This is a genomic window from Geomonas ferrireducens, assembly GCF_004917065.1.
GTDB lineage: Bacteria > Desulfobacterota > Desulfuromonadia > Geobacterales > Geobacteraceae > Geomonas > Geomonas ferrireducens.
Window position 1 is genome coordinate 1,692,508 of the sequence record NZ_SSYA01000001.1, and the last position, 18,283, is coordinate 1,710,790.

Consider the following 18,283-nt stretch of genomic DNA (forward strand, 5'->3'; position numbering starts at 1 on the left):
GTGGCAGCCGGAGCAGGTTACCTCATGACCTCGATCTGGTATCCGCACTTGCCCAGGTGACGGATCACCTCCTGGATGTGCTCGGCACCGCGCGTTTCCAACTCCACCAGCACCTCGGTCTTCCCGATCGGCAACGATTCTGAGCGCCGGTCGTGGGTGATGATGGAGATGTTGGCCCGCGCCTCTGCGATTTCGGTGGCGAGCCGCGCCAGTGCACCCGGCACGTCGTCCAGTTCCACCTTGAGCTTCAGGTAGCGCCCCGCCGCCAGAAGACCGCGCTCGACCACCACCGCGATGGTCTTCACGTCGATGTTTCCCCCCGAGAGGAGCGCCACCGTCTTCCCGGAAATCTTCTTCACCTTCCCGTTCAGAAGTGCCGCAAGGCCCACCGCACCGGCTCCCTCCACCATCAGCTTGTTCCGCTCCATGAGCGAGACGATGGCAAGGGCGATCTCCTCCTCGTCCACCAGCACGATCTCGTCGACGTACTCCTTCACAACGGGAAAAGTATCGCTCCCCGCCGTCTTCACCGCGATGCCGTCGGCAAGGCTCGCCCGGATCGGAATGGTGACGACTTCGCCCGCCTTCACGGCGTGACGCATCGAGGGGGCTGCGGCCGATTCCACGCCGATCACCCTGACATGGGGATGCGTCTCTTTTATGGCACGGGCGATCCCAGCGATCAGACCTCCCCCCCCGATCGGTACCAGCACGTTCGCCACGTCCGGTATATCCTCGAGGATCTCGAGGGCTATGGTCCCCTGGCCCGCCATTACGAGCGGGTCGTTGAAGGGGTGCACGAAGAGGGCCCCGGTCTTTTCCGCCTGCCTTAGCGCCGCGGCACACGCCTCGTCGAAGTTCTTCCCCTCCAGCACGACTTCCGCGCCGTAGTCGCGGGTGGCGAATACCTTTTGTGGAGGCGTGCTCTCCGGCATGTAGACCACCGCCTTCACGCCGAGCAGATCGGCGGAGAAGGCGACACCTTGGGCATGGTTACCCGCCGAGGCGGTGATCACGCCGCCGGCCAGAGCCTCGCGGGGCTGTGCCGTCATGAAGTTGAGCGCGCCGCGTATCTTGAAGGCGCCGGTGCGCTGCAGGTTCTCACATTTGAAATAGAGGGGGAAGCCGAGCCGCTCGCTGAAGTGTTGGGCGTGGATCAGTTCCGTGCGACGCACCCTTTTCTTGAGCCGCTGGGCCGCGTCGAGGATCAATTCGTAATCAAGCATCTAGTCTACCGTCCGGTCAATGTGTATGGTCGTGATGGTGCCCCGAACAACAGCCGTGTGGGTGCTGGTGCGGGTGCGCATGGGCGTGCGCCACTGCGGAGGCGCGCGGCCGGTGCCGGAACTGTTTCATGCTCTGCGCTTCGGCGCAGCGGGTGTTCTCCAGTTGCAGCGTGGTGTGGGAGATGTGGAAGTGCTGGAATAGCTTCTCCTCGATCTTCTCGATGATCCTGCCATGCTCCCCCAGGGACGTATCCGGCACCACCACGTGTGCGGAGAGCGCGATGATGTGGGAGCAGATGGTCCAGATGTTGAGGTGATGCACCTCTTCGACCCCCTCAACCTCCCGGATGGCAACGGCCACCTGGTTCACGTCTATCCCGCGCGGCACACCTTCCAGCAGGATGTGCACCGACTCCCGCATCACGCGCCACGAGCCCCAGAAGATGATGAAGCCGATGCCCATGGAGATGATCGCGTCGAGAAGGTACCAGTCGGTGAAGTACATGATGATACCGCCGACGATGACGCCGACCGAGGCCGCCGCGTCCCCGATCACGTGCAAAAACGCGCTGTGCACGTTGAGGTCGTCGTGGGAATGCGAGTGAAGGGCGCTGGCGGAGAGCAGGTTCGCAACCAGGCCTACCGCGGCGATGATCAGCATCTCCAGGCTCTTCACCGCTTCGGGATGCATGAAACGGCCGACCGCCTCGTAGCAGATGATGCCGGCGATGATGAAGACGGTGCTGCCGTTGATGAAGGAGGCGAAGACCTCGGTGCGGTGCCAGCCGAAGGTGCGGGTGTCGCTCACCGGGTAGGAGGCGAGCTTGATGGCCCCCAAGGAGAGGAGCAGGGCGAAGAGATCGAGGAACACGTGCGCCGCGTCGGATAGGAGTGCGAGCGAGTTGGTCCAGATGCCTCCGACCAGTTCCGCCACCAGGGTCAGCGAGGTGAGGACTATGGCGTACTTGAAGCGTCCGGTGATGCTCTGGTCGAGATGGGTGTCGGCGTGGGCGTGCATGGTGTACCCCGGCGGGAGGGGCTTTAGCCCCTCCCTGGTGCAGTAGTTAGAAACTAATGGCTCCCTTCAGCGAGTAGATGGGGCGCTCCTGATATTCGACCTCGGCGGTGATGCCGAGAAGCGGGAACGGAGTGATCTTTACGCCGCCGAAGATGCGCGGCTGGAACACATTTTCGGTGTCGAGCGTCGGGGCGATACTCTTCAAGTGGCCCTTTGCCTCGCTGTTCACCCAGACCCCACCTGCCCCGGCGTACGGCGTGAGGAACAGGAAACCTTTGCTGATGGAGGCATCGATCCCTGTGGTCTGCAGATCGAGGTCGCTGACGCCGGAGAGCCTGGTGTAGGTGGCGCGTACGCCGAGCGCCGGCGTCGCAGCGGTCCCTTCCAGAATCGCCTTGCTCACCTCGATGCCCCAGAGCTTGATGTTGGAGTCGGGAACATAAGAGTACATGGCGCCGACATCGATGCCGAAGGGAAGCCCCTTCCTAGCACGCAGTTTCGGAATCACGAGGTACGACGGTGCATCATTGCCGAAGGCTGCTTCCCAGTAGCCGCTGCCGCTGATGTCGATGGCCGAAACCTCTATCCCGGCGTCGAAACCGGTGATGCCGAGCGGCTCCGCGGGTGCGGTATTACGGTAGGAGAGGGCGGCACCCGCCTCCCTGGTGAGGTCCTTGAAGGCTTTCTGGGAGATGGCGCTGGAGAAGTTTATATCTCTGGCCATGGCCTGGGTGCCCCCCAAAATGGACAGGGATAATGCAAGTAAAGCTACGATTTTTTTCACAATTCGCCTCCTTTTCATTATACGGAACAATGCCCTGAATCTTAACAGAGCTGGCTATTGGGGTCAATGCGTTAGCGGTGTGGTACCTTGCAATTTTGAATATATACTGCTATCTTTCCGGCTAAATTTCAGTCGGAGGTTTTTACAAATGGAACCGATGCACCATCGTCTCATCATCTTAGGATCAGGTCCCGCCGGCTACACAGCAGCGATCTACGCGGCACGTGCGAACCTGAACCCCGTCCTCATTACCGGGCTGCAGGCGGGGGGGCAGTTGATGACGACGACTGATGTGGACAACTGGCCGGGCGATGTTGATGGGGTCATGGGCCCCGATCTCATGGAGCGGATGCGCCAGCACGCCGAGCGCTTCGGCACCCAGTTCATCTTCGACCACATCAACAAGGCACAGGTGATGAAGCCTCCCTTCGTCCTCGAAGGGGACAGCGGCGTGTACACCTGCGACGCCCTGATCATCGCCACGGGCGCCTCGGCGAAATACCTGGGGCTTCCGACTGAACACGCCTTTAAAGGTAAGGGCGTTTCCGCCTGCGCCACCTGCGACGGCTTCTTCTATCGCGGCAAGCCGGTCGCCGTAATCGGCGGCGGCAGCACGGCCGTAGAGGAGGCACTCTACCTCTCCAACATCGCAAGCCACGTTACCGTGGTGCACAGAAGGGACAAGTTCCGCGCCGAAAAGATCCTCGCCGACCGGCTGATCGAGAAGACCAAGAACGGCGGCAACGTCACCATCGAGTGGAACCATCAGCTGGAAGAGGTGCTGGGGGACGCGTCCGGCGTGACCGGTGTGAGGCTGCGCCACAAGAGCGGTTCGGACAAGGTTATCGACGTGCATGGCTGCTTCATCGCCATCGGACACCAGCCGAACACCCATCTCTTCGAGGGGCAGCTCGACATGGACGAGGGTTACATCCGCACCGCCTGCGGTTACGAAGGTAACTCCACCGCGACCAGCACCCCCGGGGTCTTCGCCGCCGGCGACGTGCAGGACAGAAACTACAAGCAGGCGATCACCTCGGCCGGTACCGGCTGCATGGCCGCTCTCGACGCCGATCGCTACCTCGAAATGCTGAAAGCCTAATTACCCTTCCTTTTCCCTCCCCTTCCGGGGGGAGGGAGAAGGCAAGAGGGTCGCCGAACCAGAAGCAGCGCACCACCGCAGCCACCGCAGGAACTCACCCTTCACCTTCAGTTGGGGGTTCTCATGCTTGCCAAGGTCTTTTCCAGCGCGCTTGTGGGTATAGATGCCATTCTCGTCGACGTCGAGGTGGACATCGCCCAGGGGCTTCCCCAACTCTCCACCGTCGGCCTACCCGACGGCGCGGTCAAGGAAAGCAAGGACCGCGTCAAGGCCGCCCTCAAAAACTCCGGCTACGATTTCCCCAACCGCAAGATCACCGTCAACCTCGCCCCCGCAGACGTCAAGAAGGAAGGGGCCTCCTTCGACCTCCCCATTTCCATCGGCATACTCGCAGCGACCGGCGTCATCAAGGAAGGGCTTTTAAAGCGCTACATCCTATTGGGTGAGCTGTCGCTGGACGGAGGAGTGAAACCGGTCCGGGGCTGTCTCTCCGTCGCCGTCGCCGCGCGCGAGGCGGGACTCGCGGGGATCATCATCCCGGCCGAGAACGTTGCCGAGGGAGGTGTCGTCGAGGGGGTCGACGTGATCGGCGTGACGGAGCTTGCCGAGGTGGTGGAATTTCTGAACGGCAACCGGGACATTGCCCCGTACCGCGCCGACATCGACGCTCTCTTCAGCCAGGGAGGGGATCCCGGTGACGACTTCAGCGAGGTGCGCGGTCAGGAGCACGCCAAGCGCGCCCTGGAGGTAGCCGCGGCCGGAAGCCATAATCTTTTGATGATAGGCCCGCCCGGTTCCGGCAAGACCATGCTGGCCCGGCGCATCCCCTCCATCCTCCCTCCCATGCTCTTCGAGGAGGCGATCGAGACGACCAAGGTCTACAGCGTGATGGGGCTTTTGGAGCGGGACCACGCGCTCATCTCGACCCGCCCCTTCCGCTCCCCGCACCACACCATCTCCGACGTCGGGCTGATCGGCGGCAGCAACACACCGAAGCCCGGCGAGGTGTCGCTTTCGCACAACGGGGTGCTCTTTCTGGACGAGCTCCCCGAGTTCAAGCAGCACGTCCTCGAGGTCTTGCGCCAGCCGATGGAGGACGGCCGCGTCACCATCTCCCGGGCGCTCTCCTCGGTTACCTATCCAAGCCGGATCATGCTCGTTGCCGCCATGAACCCGTGCCCCTGCGGCTACCTTTCCGATCCGGTGCACCAGTGTTCCTGCACCCCCCTCATGATCCATCGCTACCGTTCCAGGGTTTCCGGGCCTCTCCTCGACCGGATCGACATCCATATCGAGGTGCCCGCCGTCAAGTACCGAGACCTTGCCGACCGGGGCGAGACCGAGAGCTCGGCCGAGATCGCCCTGCGCGTGTCGAGGTCGAGGGAAGTCCAGAAGGAGCGCTTCAAGGGAACGCGCGTCAGGAGCAATGCACAGATGACCGCCAGAATGATCCGCAAGTTCTGCGAACCGGATGCAGCCGGAAACCGCATGCTGGAAGTGGTTACCGACCGCCTCGGTCTCAGCGCCAGGAGCTACACGAGGATCCTCAAGGTAGCAAGGACGATAGCCGATCTCGAGGGCGTAGAGAATATCCTGGAGCACCACATCTCCGAGGCGATCCAGTACCGCAGCCTGGACCGCAAGACCTGAACGCAGACTGCAGTGGAGACGTAAAAGGGGATTGGCACCCGCAGGAGCCAGTCCCCTTTTTCTTGGTTCTTCAGGAAATTCCGGGGACAGTGGATTAAGCGCTGCATGAGCCTAAAGTTCCCCCCTTTGCGAAGGGGGGGCAGGGGGGGATTTGTCTTGGTCAGACCATACAAGTTCCTGCTGCCCCAGCCATCGCGCATGCTGCGGTTAACCTTTTTCTTTTGGTTCCACATGGAGGGGCGTCCTATTACGCGCCTGGACCTAGCCGGAGTCGGCGCCCGGTCGAAGCGCCGGGAAATAATGTGCTCCACTCCCTTGCAAAATTAGCGATGCCTCATATACTGGCGCATGTGTTTTGCTGATGTTCGTATGCGCAGAAAGCTGCACCCAACCCAGCTAAAGGAGGTAGCGACATGGTAAGGCCAGCGCAATGTAGAATCCTGAGAACCTACCGATGCAAGACTCCGAGCAAGTTCTACAGCATCTTGCTGAGGGTGTGGAAGTGCCTGACCGACAACCCGAAGATCCCGGCATCGGTATGGGCGGCGAATCCGGAATTGTCATCGTTGTTTTTGTCCTTGGCGGCGAAGTACCACGAGGTGTACCAAAGGGCCTGGCTCTACTCCAGCAAGCTTGATATTGCGGAGCGAGAGGCTCTCCAGGCGCAGTTGACCCAGTACATGGACGAGATTGCGTCGCTATTGGAGGCGGCTGCCGTCCGTAACCCCGAGGCGCTTATCACTTCGGGGTTCGATCTCGCTAAGGAACGGAGGAGCATCTCCAGGGTGGGCGCGTCCCAGGCGCCGTCTGAAGATGTTCAGGCTCAGGATGCGGAGCAGGCTCAATCCTGATCACGTTGTCCGACCGGAGGACGCCGATCCGTCGCCTCACGGTCGCAAGCAGTGCCAATCCAAACGAACGCAAGCTTTGGGGGGTACCGGCCAAGTACCCCCCTCTATTTATCACCCACGTTCTCCCATCGTTTACCTACGCACCATCCCATCCCCCAGGCGTGCACGTTTCTAAATCGCATGAAGGCGTTCCGGATTGACCTGCCCGTGTTTCAAACTGCAACGGGCAGGTTTCAGGTTTGCACGCGCGCGTTTAAAATTCCCACGACCACGTTGGAAATTAGTACGTCCATGTTTGAAGTTTGTACGTCAATGTTCCAAGTTAGTACGTCCATGTTGCAGGTTAGTACGTCCATGTTGCAGGTTAGTACGTCCATGTTGCAGGTTAGTACGTCCATGTTGCAGGTTAGTACGTCCATGTTGCAGGTTAGTACGTCCACGTCGCAAATTTGCACGGACACGTATTAACGTTGTATGTCCGTGTTGAAAGTCGCAATGACCGCGTTTCAACTGAGTATGTCAAGGTTACAAGTTACCACGACGACGTTTCAAGTTGGTACGTCCACGCTGCGAACTTCAACGGAGGCGTTTCAGGTTACCACGAGGTCGTTGCAAATTTGCACCGACGCGAGTGAGATTATCCATGGGGTGTCACATGAATGTGTCAGGCAACGAGGAGGCAAGAGGTTGGGTTGGGCATTTCCGCACGCACGGTACTCTACCCTGAGCGATACAGGGGAGAGCGAACGACAAGATTTTTACATTGATCGTAATTAACCGTGATGCTAACCTGCTGGACGCCAATGACGCCCTCTACGGATGGCGCTCGCGACTGGAGGCTCATCTTGTATTAAAGACGAATGTGGAATCCTCTGACACGGAAAGTTACTTATATAGGTAATCGATGGTGGTTACCTTTATAGGTAACAAGTTGCTTATATAGGTAGCCAGCACCCTATATAGGTAACTTTCCTAACCGGTCAATAACATGTTGGGTGAGAAGGAATGATGAAAAATCTGAGAAGGAAACTACTACCAAAAAACAAGAGCGAATGGATCATCCTATTGGGCTTCCTGACCTATTTCATCACAGACCTTGCGCATGGCAGGTATAAATTTGATCTGGAAAATCTGACCACCAAAGTTGCACTGATTGAGTGGATGCTTCGTGCATTACGCGATTTCGGGCTTACCATTGCCATAGCAACAATGATTATTGCTGGGCTAAGACTTATCCGAAAAGAAGGATTTACATTCAAGCGCCTAATATTACCGGCATTGGGAATTTGCATCGCTGGCGGCTGTTTTTTGATAAGCTACCAAGGTTATCAAACCTTTATCAAACTACCGGCTTTGAGCGGAACCACCGTCGAAACTCGAAATAAAATGGAAGCAAACATAAAATCTGGAACGCTCAGCCAAGAAAATAAAGCTAAAAGAAGCAAGATGTATGCATACATACGATTTCAAGAGGACGGAGTTCAAATCAATTACTTCAGCCCAGATGGCAAGGAAGAACAGTACAAACCAACAGAAAAAGAGAAGAAAGAACGTGAAGACATTCTAAAGGCACAACAACTTATCAACTGGATGACAAGAAGCCTCTATTTGTCGTTTTACTTTTGGATAGTTGTCATTGCGGTCAGTCTGACTGCCGGCCTCCTTACTCCTGTCAAGAAGGAACACCCAACACCCGGCTAGACCCAGCTCCGCTGACGCTCCGTGGGTCAGCCTATTGCCGTTCAAATCCAGGGAGGACAACAGTGAAACACTTCTGGGTAATCTTTGTCCTTGCGACGCTAATGACTGCACAGCCTACTTCCATCGTATCTGCACAAAAATCGCCGCCGACGAGCGCTGAACATTTGTTGAGACGATTTGAGGCGGCGCTGAAAGCTAAAGACAGCCAGGCGATAATTGAGCTTTACAACTGGCAAGGCGTCTCCGCGAAGATGAGGGCCATAGGAGAGAAGTCCATTCGGGCGTTTTGTTCCGAAGAAGCGAAAAGCGTGGAACTCCGACCTTTACCGGCGGGTTTCCAGGTTGGATTTGAACAGGACGGCATCCGGTATCGTCCAAATGTCACGATTGTTGGCGTCATATATGTGCAATACGTAAAAGCAGGTAACTCCCTGCAGATACCTTACGGCAAGAAGAAAAACGCTTTCTATCTGCCTGGCATCACGGAAAAAAGATTTTCTCCTGTACCCGCCGTGAAAGAAAAAATGTTAATCGTCGGTGTTGGTGGAACGACCTCCCCTGCGCCAGCGTTTGAAGGTTCGTACATATATTTGAAAGGAGGCAAAGAAATCAAAGAAGCCATAAGGGATGAATTTCATATCGGTAATCTGTCCAAGTCATTTTGGGGCGACCGCATCAAGTCCTGCACCGTGCGGAAGACTTCGCCAGGCGGAGAGATCCAACTGATTATCCGAGAGGATGGCAAGGAGATTTTCAAGTCGGAGTGGGAGACAACTACCAAACCGATTGTGTATAAGGCAAAAGGTCTAACAAGGCCATAAATTGTCGGGAGCGAGGCGGAGAGGTTCCGGTGACACATTACCTATAAGTAGCTGACACATGAGAGGCATAATGAGCGTTGATCTCAACCACAACGGGTGGAGACGGACTGCACGATTCAGTAGGAGCGGACAGAGGTAAAAGGGGACAGGCTACTTTTCCCAACAAAAACTGGTAGAGACGGACTCCGCAGTCGGTAAGAGTTGATAACAGCCTGCAAGCGTTGGTTCGCTCCGCCGCTCACCAGCAGCCCGTTGGCGAAACAAAAGGAAAAGGCTAGATGAGAGTAGTTAGCCAAAAAAGCAATTGGATTATCTTTGCAGGAGTCGCCCTGTTGGTTTCCACCGCATTTACAGAAAGTCTTTTGTCCTTGCTTGCCTTGGGTTTTTTGACCATTAGCTTGATAACTATTGGTATCAGATTGCTGAGGCAGAGATTGCAGCCCATGAAAGGGCTCATTTTATTGGTTGCTGGGGCTGTGATAAGTTTGTTTATTTTGACTGCATCATATTGGGTAATGTCCATAGATCCCACCTTTACAAAATCCAATGCTGATATCATAAAACGAAATATGAAGAGTCACAAATACGACCTAAAGCTAAAATCTAAAATTTCACAGCTGTATGCGAGCGACGTGTACAAAAACGATGGGGTATTAGTTAACTATTTGACTGAAACCGGAAAGTCTACTCCGTACCAGCCGACAAAAGAGGATATCGAGTCCAGAGATAATATTGCAAGATTAGATTGGATTATCAAAATTGCTCAAGGGCTCGCGCGCCCAACCTTCTATTGCTGGCTTGCGATAACTTTCTTCAGTGTCGCTGCCGGCCTTTTTACAAAAATACAAAGGAAAGGCGCCGGTCCAGAGTAACGTAATCCAGGATGGGTGGGTAAAAAGGCGTATCGCCACAGATGGCGGAGGCGAGAGCCCAACAACGACCTTAGACTTGGACGGCTAACGCCGCCGGTCAAGGCCGCCTCCGTTGGACAGGAACTGAGATCTCAAAAAGGCGAAGATAATGGATGCAGAAAAACCGAAACAGGATGAAAAAGTTCCGGATGTGGACGAGTTTGAAAGGCTCCTGCAGGAGAGATTCAGCCAATGGAGCCAACCGTTCATCTGCCCTTTCTGTGGGAAAACGGATTGCAAGCGATTTTGGCACTTTGTAAAGCTTTCCACTGTTTCACGCTCTTACCTAAGACCAAAGCATTTCTACCTTCTTTACGGACTATTTTTCTTTGTGATCGTGATCATTTTGGCGCTGTACATGGGATTTCAAGTGATAATGCAGAAATGATGCACAACAAGAAGTTCCGGGGACACGATACCCATAAGAGGAATAAATTACGGATCCCAACCACAACGGGTGGAGACGGATTCCGCGAGTCAGTAGGAGCGAGGAGAAGCCTGTGAGAGCAAGGTCGCTCCGCCGCTCACCCGCAACCCGTTGGACAGGTAATGGACTGAAATGAGTCTTCAACATCAAGATGAAATTTACCTGCCTTCTTGGATCGGCAAACTCTGCGGCGTGTTGGTTGTTATTGTCGCGTTCGGAATCATGTACTATGGCGTGGTAAAGGGCATCATCAATAAAGAAATTCAGTACACAACAAAAGCTGGAAAAGTCGGAACTGTAAAAGGATTTATGGCAGTTGCACTGGGTGGCATCTATTGCGGTTTCGGAATTATTTTTCTGCGACTAGCCGCTTTGATTTTCCGGAGCAGCAAGAAGAATTGAGCAGGAGTGAGCCCAACCAGAACTGGTGGGTCTTATTGTTTTGGTGGGGGGGCTTCAGATAAACACAGAAGACAAGGATTGAAATGTGCAGAGGTTGTTTAGATAAAGTAAAAAACTTTCTGAAAAACAAATACGTAGGCGAAGCGTTCGGCCTTGCCCTTCTGATTCTGTGTGTCACAGCACTTACCATAGGACCAGCATTTTTGCATGCGCACGCGATGCTCATAATAATCCTGCTGCTCGTTGTCATTGTAATAAGCGGGGCAATCTAAGATTTCGTAACACTTGGCAAGTTCGGGTTTTGATTAGTCATGAATATGCTAAGGGTAGGGAGCGACCAACTAAAACGGGTGGAGACGGACTACGCTGGTCGGCATAAAGCTGATGGATGTTTCAGAAGGTTTGACGCTCCGCCGCTCACCCGCAGCCCGTTATGTCAGAGAACCCAAAATATTGAGAGTATGACTGTTCTGATAGGTCTGAGGTTAAGTATATGACACGAAGTCAGCATCTTCGACGCGTAGCGATTCTCTGTTGTCACTGCCTTCGTAACTTAGCCTTCTACAAAGCTGGATGGCATAATGGAAAATCAAAATTAAAAGGCCAATTTGGGCGGAACGTAAATAGCAACTTCCTTGACATCGCTGTTCTTGAGTGGTGCAAGCTTTTCGCTGATACCCGTGGAAAGCATTTTTGGCGTAAGGCCATCTCAGGTGATGTGAGTTTTCAGAATTCCTTATTGGCGGAACTCGGACTGACGGAGGCGGGGGGAAAGGCGGGGTCAGGCCAGACTTTTGGACATTTGAGCGGATTGGAACGTCCGAATGTCGAGCCTGACCCCAATGACATTGACTGCAAACCTTACACGTATCCGTTTGCGCTCCCGGTGTTGAACTTGATGTCGAGAGACGAAAAAATGAAAAAAGGTAGAAAAATCGTAGAAGGACTCGATCGAGGAAAACTCGCAGTCGCTTAGGAACAGATAGGAAGAAGAGAAGAGGCTGATGAACAGTGGCGACTGGCACAAGTGTTATTGAAACGGTCGACAATTGAAGCCACGAAAGGGACAGTTCAGAGGCTACTCCAATCTGAGAGCGAACCACTGCACAAGCAGGCGGAGGACGCCATTCTTGGACCTGACAATAAGTGATGTCCAACCAGACGGGTAGAGACAGACGGCTACGCGCCGCTCACCCTGAAGACGTTGGCCAGGAACAAATGAAGAAAAGGCGGGGGCAGGCCATACTTTTGGACATTTGAGCGGATTGGAATGTCCAAATGTCGAGCCTGACCCTACTGACCCATGGCGCAAATGGACATATCCTATGCTCATCGAAAAAATCTTTCCTGCTGTGGTAGGCGAAAAATGCACATTGCTCAAATGCCTGTTCGAGGAAGGAGAAAAACGTGGCTTTTCGAACGAAGACACAGAAGCAATTGTATCCATGGTTCCCAAAACCCTTGTTGATGCAGGTGCTTTCTTAGACAAGATGACAGGATTGTGGCGCTATGAGTTTGGAGTGCCATATGACATCGCGGGAAATCTTGTTTGGGGTACACACATGTGGATTCCCATAGAGAACCTATTCACAACACTTCTTTGTGCTCACTTTCACATTCCGGAAGGCAAGCGGGTCACCTACCTTGCGGAATTGGCAGACCCTATGAAACACCAGAACAAGCTTGTGGAGATGATTCCGGTAGCCAAAGTAGGTTCCAATGCACCGATTGATTTTGAGGTGTCTGGACTAGGATCCGGAAATCGCACAGTGGATTGGGTAATCGGACCACAGGATGGTCGCATCGTATTACTCGATGTGAAGAGACGGACAGCCGATTTCATCGAACAAACTGAAAGAATTGATTCGGGAAAAGTAGCACCAGAGCCGAGCCATAACCCGGAGCTGTTATTCCGAAGTGTGGAACAAAAGTTTATCCCGGCTGATCCTGACTTGCAGCTTCAAGGAGCGTGGATCGTCACTGACATAAGGCAGGAAGAAAGTCAGCTCATGCAGGCCTTTGCCGGCCTTGACGCAAATAAAGTGCATTTCGCAATACTTGGGGACTGGGAATCCGACGTGTATGTACTATCAAGACGGGACATTGATAAGCTGTTCCTACTCGAAATGTTTCGAACTTCAACCGCTTTATATTCCAAAGGCCCTGTGAAGGATGAGGGTGCAGCGGACTATAATCAGAAAAGGAATTGCCAACCAATTGGCGGCACACAGGCGCTCAACGGTGAGCCGTATCGTAGGTGCGGTGCCAGGTCTTGAAATATGAGGTCTTGCCGTCGGGGGGACTGATTTTTCAAGGCCCGGCACAGTCAGCAGCAAATTCATTATTTGGTAAATGCCTGTCTCATTGTTGGATTGTCTTACCCCCTCTTGAGCGTAAACTACTTGAAAGAAACCGAGGCTAGTTTTGTTAAGTTCGAGTGAAGTTTTAGGTGCGGTCGGTTTTAGCTTGGTCAGTCTTGCGCTGCTTTTGCACTGGCTCCCTCATATTAGCATGGTGCGCTGGTCTATGGAGATTCGGAAGTGCATGATGGAGGATCAGGAAGTCCAGGCAGATTCACGAAAATTTGACCAGTTGAAACGGGAAGTGCATGTTTACGAAGTTAGACGACCAATTTACGCAAAGGTTCTCTTTGTTCTTGGCGTTGTCATAATTGTGTTTAGCTTTATTTGCTGAGAGATCCCCTTGATACGTTTAGGGGGGGCACCCGGAGAATGTGATGGTGCTCTCGACTTCCAGAGCGACAGCATGTCCCAACAAAAACTGGTAGAGACAGACTCCGCAGTCGGCAAGAGTTGGTAACAGTCTGCAAGGGACGGTTCGCTTCGCCAACCACCAGCAGTCCGTTACGAACGGTAAAGGACCATCTATGTCTAGAGCAAAATGTCTGCTTGGGATTGTTCTCTGGCTTTTGGGTACCCAGATGTGTTTCGCAGAGCTATATCAGTACACTGATAATAATGGGGTTATCCATTTCACTGATGATCCGGCGAAAGTACCCGCCAGACATAGAGATGTGAAACAGAATGAGCCCTCTTTGTCTTTAAGTGATAAGAACATGGTTAAGCACTTAATGGAGAAAGATGGAACAAAGGACGCACCAGTTAAAAATATTACCGAATTTAAGAAAACACTGAAAGACTTTAGTTCCAGTTATAAAGAAAAATATGATGATCCAGATCAAAAGCCAGATTCAAGGTTGAGTACACCTGAAGGAACTTTAAGATTATTCCTGTCAGGGCTAAGACAAAGAAATCTGAATGACATCAGAGCTTCTATCACTAGCCGTCTGTGGAATAGTTCTGGCAACCTTTTTAACAAACTTAGTGCTAAGCAATTCTCTGACTTCGAAAAATTAATTTCAAAACGCAAAATGGAGAAGAAAGAACAAACTGAACATTATGTCATATTTGCGCTTATAGACACCCTAAATGGTCAAGAAGTTGAAGTTGGGACTGTAGAAATAATTAATCTGTTCGGAAATTGGAAAGTCAATAGGCTATAACCATGGCAGGGGCAGACGTTATTGATACATTCGGTGGGAAAGTAGAGAAAAGGTTCAAATATTAACAACTCACTCCGCTGTTTTTATGGCGTTGGAAAAAGTGATGGAATCAAAAGGGGCTGATTTCTAGAATCAGCCCCTTTCTTTATCCAACTTAAAAGTCTTTTTTGCAGTCTCTCGAATAGTTACTGGGTAATACTTATGCTCCGGGCGTAGATATTGTTTGTCTCGTTCTTCTCGGCAACCGTGTTGTCGGAATCGGCCACGGCGATGATGTAATAGGTTCCCACCGCGATTCCGGCGGGGATCGTCACGTTGGTGCTGCCGTTTTGACTGCTGCCTGCAGCGATCGCGGGCACGAAACGGTTCCCGAGGTAAATGTCGCTGGCGTCAAGCGTGTTGTTGGTGGAAAAGTACAACTTGGTGGTGGAAGTCCCGGCGTCGGCCGTGCTGCCGTCGTAGATGGCAGGGGGGGACAGTGGTAAGTTGTGTAAGTTGTAAGGCCCTGGAGGGTGTATGCCGAGACAAGCTCGACTGGATGCCCCTGGTTTAGTTCATCACGTCATGGCACGTGGTATCGAAGATCAATTGATTTTCCGCGACGACAAAGATCGGGAATGTTTTCTCGCACGTTTAGCAGAAATTGTGAGTTCAGCGGGCGGCGCCAATCTTTATGCCTGGGCACTTATGTCCAACCATTTTCATTTGTTGATCCGCACAGGTGAACACTTGTTGTCACCAATCATGCAGCGGTTGATGACGGGACACGCCGTCAGCTACAACAATCGTTATCGAAGGAAGGGGCATCTTTTTCAAAACCGATTCAAAAGTATCGTTGTGGAAGAGGAAACCTACTTTCTGGAGCTGCTAGCTTACATTCATCTGAATCCTGCTCGTGTTGGCATTGTGAACAGCATGGCAGCGTTAGCACACTACCGGTACACAGGTCACGCTGTTATCATGGGGAGAAGGCAGTATCCTATTCAAGATTTAGGGCCTGTCCTTGAACGGTTCTCTGCGACTCTACCCAAGGCGAGAGCTGAATACGAGGATTTCGTGGCGGTACGGTTTGCACAGGGGACGAGGGATGAACTACGAGGCGGAGGCTTAATCCGTAGTGCTGGCGGTGTGTCCAAGCTGCTTCTTAGAGATGTAGAGGATCGTGAGGCATCGGACGAAAGGATTTTAGGCAGCGGTGATTTCGTTGAGTCTATTTTAGGACAATGCGAGCCTGAGGAACCTTCCAACAGCATCTCGATCGATGAAGTTTTATCAGAGGTTTCGGTTAGAACGGGAGTAAGTTCTGAAGAGATCATCGGTGCTAGTCGCAGCCATATAATTGCCAAGGCCCGACGTGAGTTTTATCTTTGTGCTCACGAAAAGACAGGAGCCACTCTAGCAGCGTTGGCAAAGATGACTGGGCGCACCCACGTTGCTGTGTTCCTGGCAATAGAGGAGGCGAAGAAGGACAGATCTGGAGGCCAATAACTTACACAACTTACCACTGTCCCCCCGGTCCCCAGATCTGGAGGCCAATAACTTACACAACTTACCACTGTCCCCCCGGTCCCCCCGGTCCCCCCGGTCCCGCGTTAGGCAACGGGCTTTTCGAGATACGTGCTAAGGGTGAAGAAGGAATCGGTCGAGCTTTTTTTTGCACCTTAGTCGGGCGCAAAATCATCATCTTGCATGGGTTCATCAAGAAGACAGAGAAGACACCAAAGCAGGAAATAGAGAAGGCACGCGTACGACAAATGGAGGTCCAGGGAAATGAGCTATAAGCCGGTTTCCTATAACCCTGAAAAGACGTTGGCAAAAGAACTTGAGGCTCCCGAGTTCAAAGAGGCTTGGGATGCGTTGGAGGATGAGTTTGCAACTTTGGATGCGCTGCTAGCTGCTCGGAAGCAGGCGGGATTGACCCAGGAAGAAGTGGCGACGAGAATGGGGATTTCGCAGCCGTCGCTAGCCAGAGTAGAAGGATCTCTCGGCTCTCACCGCCATTCCCCCTCCCTGGAGATGCTCCGCAAATATGCTGCCGCCGTGAACTGCAAGCTGGAAATCAGGCTTGTACGCAATCCTTCCTAAGGGGCACATCAATTCCGAGGAAGCCTCTGTGCCGGGTCATCTTACGGTATCCTACGGTGTTATCAACAAAAGCGGCCGATTATCTCACAAATCGGGTAGTTCGACCAGTTCGAGAATCCGCCCGGCCGACTGCAGCCGTTACGGCAAAAGGGGGAGTGGCGCCTACGGACCCAGTCCCCTTCTGCCATCGGGGCGAAAATCTGTTGTCAGATGGGGAAATGGTCTCAAAAGTTCTCTTTGTAAGACATTTGCTTATTCTCTGTATTTTGTGACTGAACTCACACAATGTGATCGCATCAACGGTTGCGTATGGTGGACGGCTGGTATACTGTTAGCTGTCATTTATGACAGTTCATTGCAATTTTCATACTTCCCTGAGCTGCGCCTGTGAGTGAGCTATGCATAACATAGACATAAACGTGCACATGGTCGAACCGAATCCTGAAATGGAGATGGTTGCCGCAGCGAAGAAAGCGCTGGGAGAGGGAGGACTCTGCTCCGCGCGGTTCCCGGAACCGCTGGAGTCCACCTTCGACAGGTACTACTGTGAAAAGACCCTGAAGCACGTGCGGGTCGCCCTCCTCACCGGTCTCATCCTCTACGCTGTGTTCGGCGTCGTCGACCTTATGCTTTTGCCTGCCGACCGGGCGCACATGTGGACCATAAGGTACGCCGTCGTCTGCCCCACCGTTGTCGCGGGTCTTGCCTTCACCTATTTCGCCAACCTGAGACGCTTCACCCAGCCGGTCCTCTGGCTGGTGATGCTGGTGGGAAGCCTCGGTGTCGTCGGGATGGTCTACTTCGACCCGAGCCCCGCCAAGAATTATTACTACTCCGGACTCTTGCTCCTCATCATGGGCGCCTTCACCTTCGTGAGCCTGAGGCTCCGCTACGCCGTCAGTTGGGCGGTGGTGACGACGCTCGCTTACGAGGCGGTGGCGATCTTAATCAACAAGACGGATGAAACCATCCTGATCCAGAACAGTTTCAGCATCATCGCAACCATCATCATCGGCGCCTTCTCGAACTCTCTCATGGAGAACTACCTGCGCCGCGACTTCCTGAACGCCAACCTTTTGGAACATGAAAACCGCCAGCTCCAGAAGGCGACCCTCGAATTGCGACGACTGTCGATTTCCGATGCTCTGACCAACCTCGGCAACCGCAGGCACTTTGAGGTGATGCTCGACCAGGAATGGGCGCGCGCCATGCGTACCGAGATGCCGATCTCGCTCATCCTCCTCGACATAGACTTCTTCAAGAACTTCAACGACAACTACGGTCATCAGGCCGGAGACAACTGCCTGAAGGCGGTGGCCGAAGCCATCGGCGCCCATGCCCGTCGGTCGGCGGATACCGCTGCACGTTACGGCGGTGAGGAGTTCGTGCTGCTTCTGCCTGGGCTCGCACTGAAGGACGCGGCAGCCGTCGCCGAAGATTGCCGGCGCGCCGTTGAGGCGCTTCACACCACACACGGCCATTCCGAGGCCGCCGAGGTGGTGACCGTCAGCGCAGGAGTGGCGTCCATTGTGCCGCAGCGTGAAGCAAACAGGCTGGATCTTGTCGAGGCGGCGGACAAGGCGCTGTACCGTGCCAAGACCAAAGGTAGAAACCGTGTCGTCTGCTGGGACGGTGAACAGCACTACTCCCCCCAAACTTACCCCCATGCTGCCGTGTAAAGACAATTAGCTTCCCTTCCCCCTTGTGGATGCGTCCTTATCGCCCATGCGTTTTCCCTTCCCAGCTTGTTTCCCCCCCTCGCTTGACCTTGTCGCCTGAACC

The 18,283-nt window shown here is 53.7% G+C and carries 19 protein-coding genes; 15 read left to right on the forward strand and 4 right to left on the reverse strand.

The window, feature by feature from the left end:
- Positions 1 to 17 precede the first annotated feature (17 nt).
- The 3 genes from ilvA to E8L22_RS07395 are packed head-to-tail and all read right to left on the reverse strand — an operon-like array spanning position 18 to position 2,968.
- Positions 18 to 1,226: a threonine ammonia-lyase gene (gene ilvA, locus E8L22_RS07385; RefSeq protein ID WP_136524535.1), complete on the reverse strand. Its 1,209-nt coding sequence runs from the start codon at positions 1,224 to 1,226 to the stop codon at positions 18 to 20.
- A 16-nt stretch (positions 1,227 to 1,242) separates the two neighbouring features.
- Positions 1,243 to 2,244: a cation diffusion facilitator family transporter gene (locus E8L22_RS07390; RefSeq protein ID WP_136524536.1), complete on the reverse strand. Its 1,002-nt coding sequence runs from the start codon at positions 2,242 to 2,244 to the stop codon at positions 1,243 to 1,245.
- Between the two features lie 46 nt (positions 2,245 to 2,290).
- Positions 2,291 to 2,968, reverse strand: coding sequence for a hypothetical protein (locus E8L22_RS07395; RefSeq protein WP_246044571.1), 678 nt, complete (start codon positions 2,966 to 2,968; stop codon positions 2,291 to 2,293).
- A gap of 208 nt (positions 2,969 to 3,176) precedes the next feature.
- On the opposite strand from E8L22_RS07395, the gene trxB reads away from it, so the two are divergent.
- The 11 genes from trxB (at position 3,177) to E8L22_RS07450 (ending at position 14,416) form a co-directional block, all read left to right on the forward strand.
- Positions 3,177 to 4,130 (forward strand): thioredoxin-disulfide reductase, encoded by a 954-nt coding sequence (trxB, locus tag E8L22_RS07400; protein WP_136524538.1) that lies wholly within the window; start codon positions 3,177 to 3,179, stop codon positions 4,128 to 4,130.
- A 123-nt stretch (positions 4,131 to 4,253) separates the two neighbouring features.
- Entirely contained in the window at positions 4,254 to 5,780 is a 1,527-nt protein-coding gene (locus tag E8L22_RS07405; RefSeq protein ID WP_136524539.1) for a YifB family Mg chelatase-like AAA ATPase, read from the forward strand.
- Between the two features lie 413 nt (positions 5,781 to 6,193).
- Positions 6,194 to 6,631: a hypothetical protein gene (locus tag E8L22_RS07410; protein WP_136524540.1), complete on the forward strand. Its 438-nt coding sequence runs from the start codon at positions 6,194 to 6,196 to the stop codon at positions 6,629 to 6,631.
- 1,008 nt (positions 6,632 to 7,639) lie between these two features.
- Complete coding sequence (locus tag E8L22_RS07415; protein ID WP_136524541.1) at positions 7,640 to 8,332, forward strand: hypothetical protein; 693 nt, start codon at positions 7,640 to 7,642, stop codon at positions 8,330 to 8,332.
- Positions 8,333 to 8,394: 62 nt separating this feature from the next.
- Complete coding sequence (locus E8L22_RS07420; protein ID WP_136524542.1) at positions 8,395 to 9,153, forward strand: hypothetical protein; 759 nt, start codon at positions 8,395 to 8,397, stop codon at positions 9,151 to 9,153.
- Between the two features lie 278 nt (positions 9,154 to 9,431).
- Complete coding sequence (locus tag E8L22_RS07425; RefSeq protein WP_136524543.1) at positions 9,432 to 10,025, forward strand: hypothetical protein; 594 nt, start codon at positions 9,432 to 9,434, stop codon at positions 10,023 to 10,025.
- Between the two features lie 148 nt (positions 10,026 to 10,173).
- Positions 10,174 to 10,452, forward strand: coding sequence for a hypothetical protein (locus E8L22_RS07430; RefSeq protein ID WP_136524544.1), 279 nt, complete (start codon positions 10,174 to 10,176; stop codon positions 10,450 to 10,452).
- 171 nt (positions 10,453 to 10,623) lie between these two features.
- Positions 10,624 to 10,893, forward strand: coding sequence for a hypothetical protein (locus E8L22_RS07435; protein ID WP_136524545.1), 270 nt, complete (start codon positions 10,624 to 10,626; stop codon positions 10,891 to 10,893).
- A gap of 493 nt (positions 10,894 to 11,386) precedes the next feature.
- Complete coding sequence (locus E8L22_RS07440; RefSeq protein WP_136524546.1) at positions 11,387 to 11,869, forward strand: hypothetical protein; 483 nt, start codon at positions 11,387 to 11,389, stop codon at positions 11,867 to 11,869.
- A 349-nt stretch (positions 11,870 to 12,218) separates the two neighbouring features.
- Positions 12,219 to 13,169: a hypothetical protein gene (locus E8L22_RS07445; RefSeq protein WP_136524547.1), complete on the forward strand. Its 951-nt coding sequence runs from the start codon at positions 12,219 to 12,221 to the stop codon at positions 13,167 to 13,169.
- 611 nt (positions 13,170 to 13,780) lie between these two features.
- Entirely contained in the window at positions 13,781 to 14,416 is a 636-nt protein-coding gene (locus tag E8L22_RS07450) for a DUF4124 domain-containing protein (RefSeq protein ID WP_136524548.1), read from the forward strand.
- Between the two features lie 185 nt (positions 14,417 to 14,601).
- On the opposite strand, the gene E8L22_RS07455 is transcribed toward E8L22_RS07450, so the two are convergent.
- A complete protein-coding gene (locus E8L22_RS07455; RefSeq protein ID WP_136524549.1) occupies positions 14,602 to 14,934 on the reverse strand; it encodes a CARDB domain-containing protein in 333 nt (110 codons plus the stop codon).
- Here E8L22_RS07455 and E8L22_RS07460 point away from each other — a divergent pair.
- The 4 genes from E8L22_RS07460 to E8L22_RS07475 all read left to right on the forward strand — a co-directional run bounded on the left by E8L22_RS07460 (position 14,933) and on the right by E8L22_RS07475 (position 18,180).
- Positions 14,933 to 15,904: a transposase gene (locus E8L22_RS07460; protein WP_136524550.1), complete on the forward strand. Its 972-nt coding sequence runs from the start codon at positions 14,933 to 14,935 to the stop codon at positions 15,902 to 15,904. The genes E8L22_RS07455 and E8L22_RS07460 overlap by 2 nt on opposite strands.
- Positions 15,905 to 15,951: 47 nt before the next feature.
- Positions 15,952 to 16,197: a type II toxin-antitoxin system RelE/ParE family toxin gene (locus E8L22_RS21880; RefSeq protein ID WP_281282938.1), complete on the forward strand. Its 246-nt coding sequence runs from the start codon at positions 15,952 to 15,954 to the stop codon at positions 16,195 to 16,197.
- On the forward strand, positions 16,187 to 16,501 hold the full coding sequence (locus E8L22_RS07470; protein ID WP_136524551.1) for a helix-turn-helix domain-containing protein: 315 nt from the start codon (positions 16,187 to 16,189) through the stop codon (positions 16,499 to 16,501). Before E8L22_RS21880 ends, E8L22_RS07470 begins: the two co-directional genes overlap by 11 nt.
- 398 nt (positions 16,502 to 16,899) lie before the next feature.
- Positions 16,900 to 18,180, forward strand: a complete 1,281-nt coding sequence (locus E8L22_RS07475) for a diguanylate cyclase (protein ID WP_136524552.1) — start codon at positions 16,900 to 16,902, stop codon at positions 18,178 to 18,180.
- Positions 18,181 to 18,283 lie beyond the last annotated feature (103 nt).

Excerpts from the sequence above, each read along its gene's own strand:
- ilvA (WP_136524535.1), bottom strand. The coding sequence starts at position 1,226 with ATGCTTGATTACGAATTGATCCTCGACGCGGCCCAGCGGCTCAAGAAA.
- E8L22_RS07390 (WP_136524536.1), bottom strand. The coding sequence starts at position 2,244 with ATGCACGCCCACGCCGACACCCATCTCGACCAGAGCATCACCGGACGC.
- E8L22_RS07395 (WP_246044571.1), bottom strand. The coding sequence starts at position 2,968 with ATGGCCAGAGATATAAACTTCTCCAGCGCCATCTCCCAGAAAGCCTTC.
- trxB (WP_136524538.1), top strand. The coding sequence starts at position 3,177 with ATGGAACCGATGCACCATCGTCTCATCATCTTAGGATCAGGTCCCGCC.
- E8L22_RS07405 (WP_136524539.1), top strand. The coding sequence starts at position 4,254 with ATGCTTGCCAAGGTCTTTTCCAGCGCGCTTGTGGGTATAGATGCCATT.
- E8L22_RS07410 (WP_136524540.1), top strand. The coding sequence starts at position 6,194 with ATGGTAAGGCCAGCGCAATGTAGAATCCTGAGAACCTACCGATGCAAG.
- E8L22_RS07415 (WP_136524541.1), top strand. The coding sequence starts at position 7,640 with ATGAAAAATCTGAGAAGGAAACTACTACCAAAAAACAAGAGCGAATGG.
- E8L22_RS07425 (WP_136524543.1), top strand. The coding sequence starts at position 9,432 with ATGAGAGTAGTTAGCCAAAAAAGCAATTGGATTATCTTTGCAGGAGTC.
- E8L22_RS07430 (WP_136524544.1), top strand. The coding sequence starts at position 10,174 with ATGGATGCAGAAAAACCGAAACAGGATGAAAAAGTTCCGGATGTGGAC.
- E8L22_RS07435 (WP_136524545.1), top strand. The coding sequence starts at position 10,624 with ATGAGTCTTCAACATCAAGATGAAATTTACCTGCCTTCTTGGATCGGC.
- E8L22_RS07440 (WP_136524546.1), top strand. The coding sequence starts at position 11,387 with ATGACACGAAGTCAGCATCTTCGACGCGTAGCGATTCTCTGTTGTCAC.
- E8L22_RS07445 (WP_136524547.1), top strand. The coding sequence starts at position 12,219 with ATGCTCATCGAAAAAATCTTTCCTGCTGTGGTAGGCGAAAAATGCACA.
- E8L22_RS07450 (WP_136524548.1), top strand. The coding sequence starts at position 13,781 with ATGTCTAGAGCAAAATGTCTGCTTGGGATTGTTCTCTGGCTTTTGGGT.
- E8L22_RS07460 (WP_136524550.1), top strand. The coding sequence starts at position 14,933 with ATGCCGAGACAAGCTCGACTGGATGCCCCTGGTTTAGTTCATCACGTC.
- E8L22_RS07470 (WP_136524551.1), top strand. The coding sequence starts at position 16,187 with ATGAGCTATAAGCCGGTTTCCTATAACCCTGAAAAGACGTTGGCAAAA.
- E8L22_RS07475 (WP_136524552.1), top strand. The coding sequence starts at position 16,900 with ATGCATAACATAGACATAAACGTGCACATGGTCGAACCGAATCCTGAA.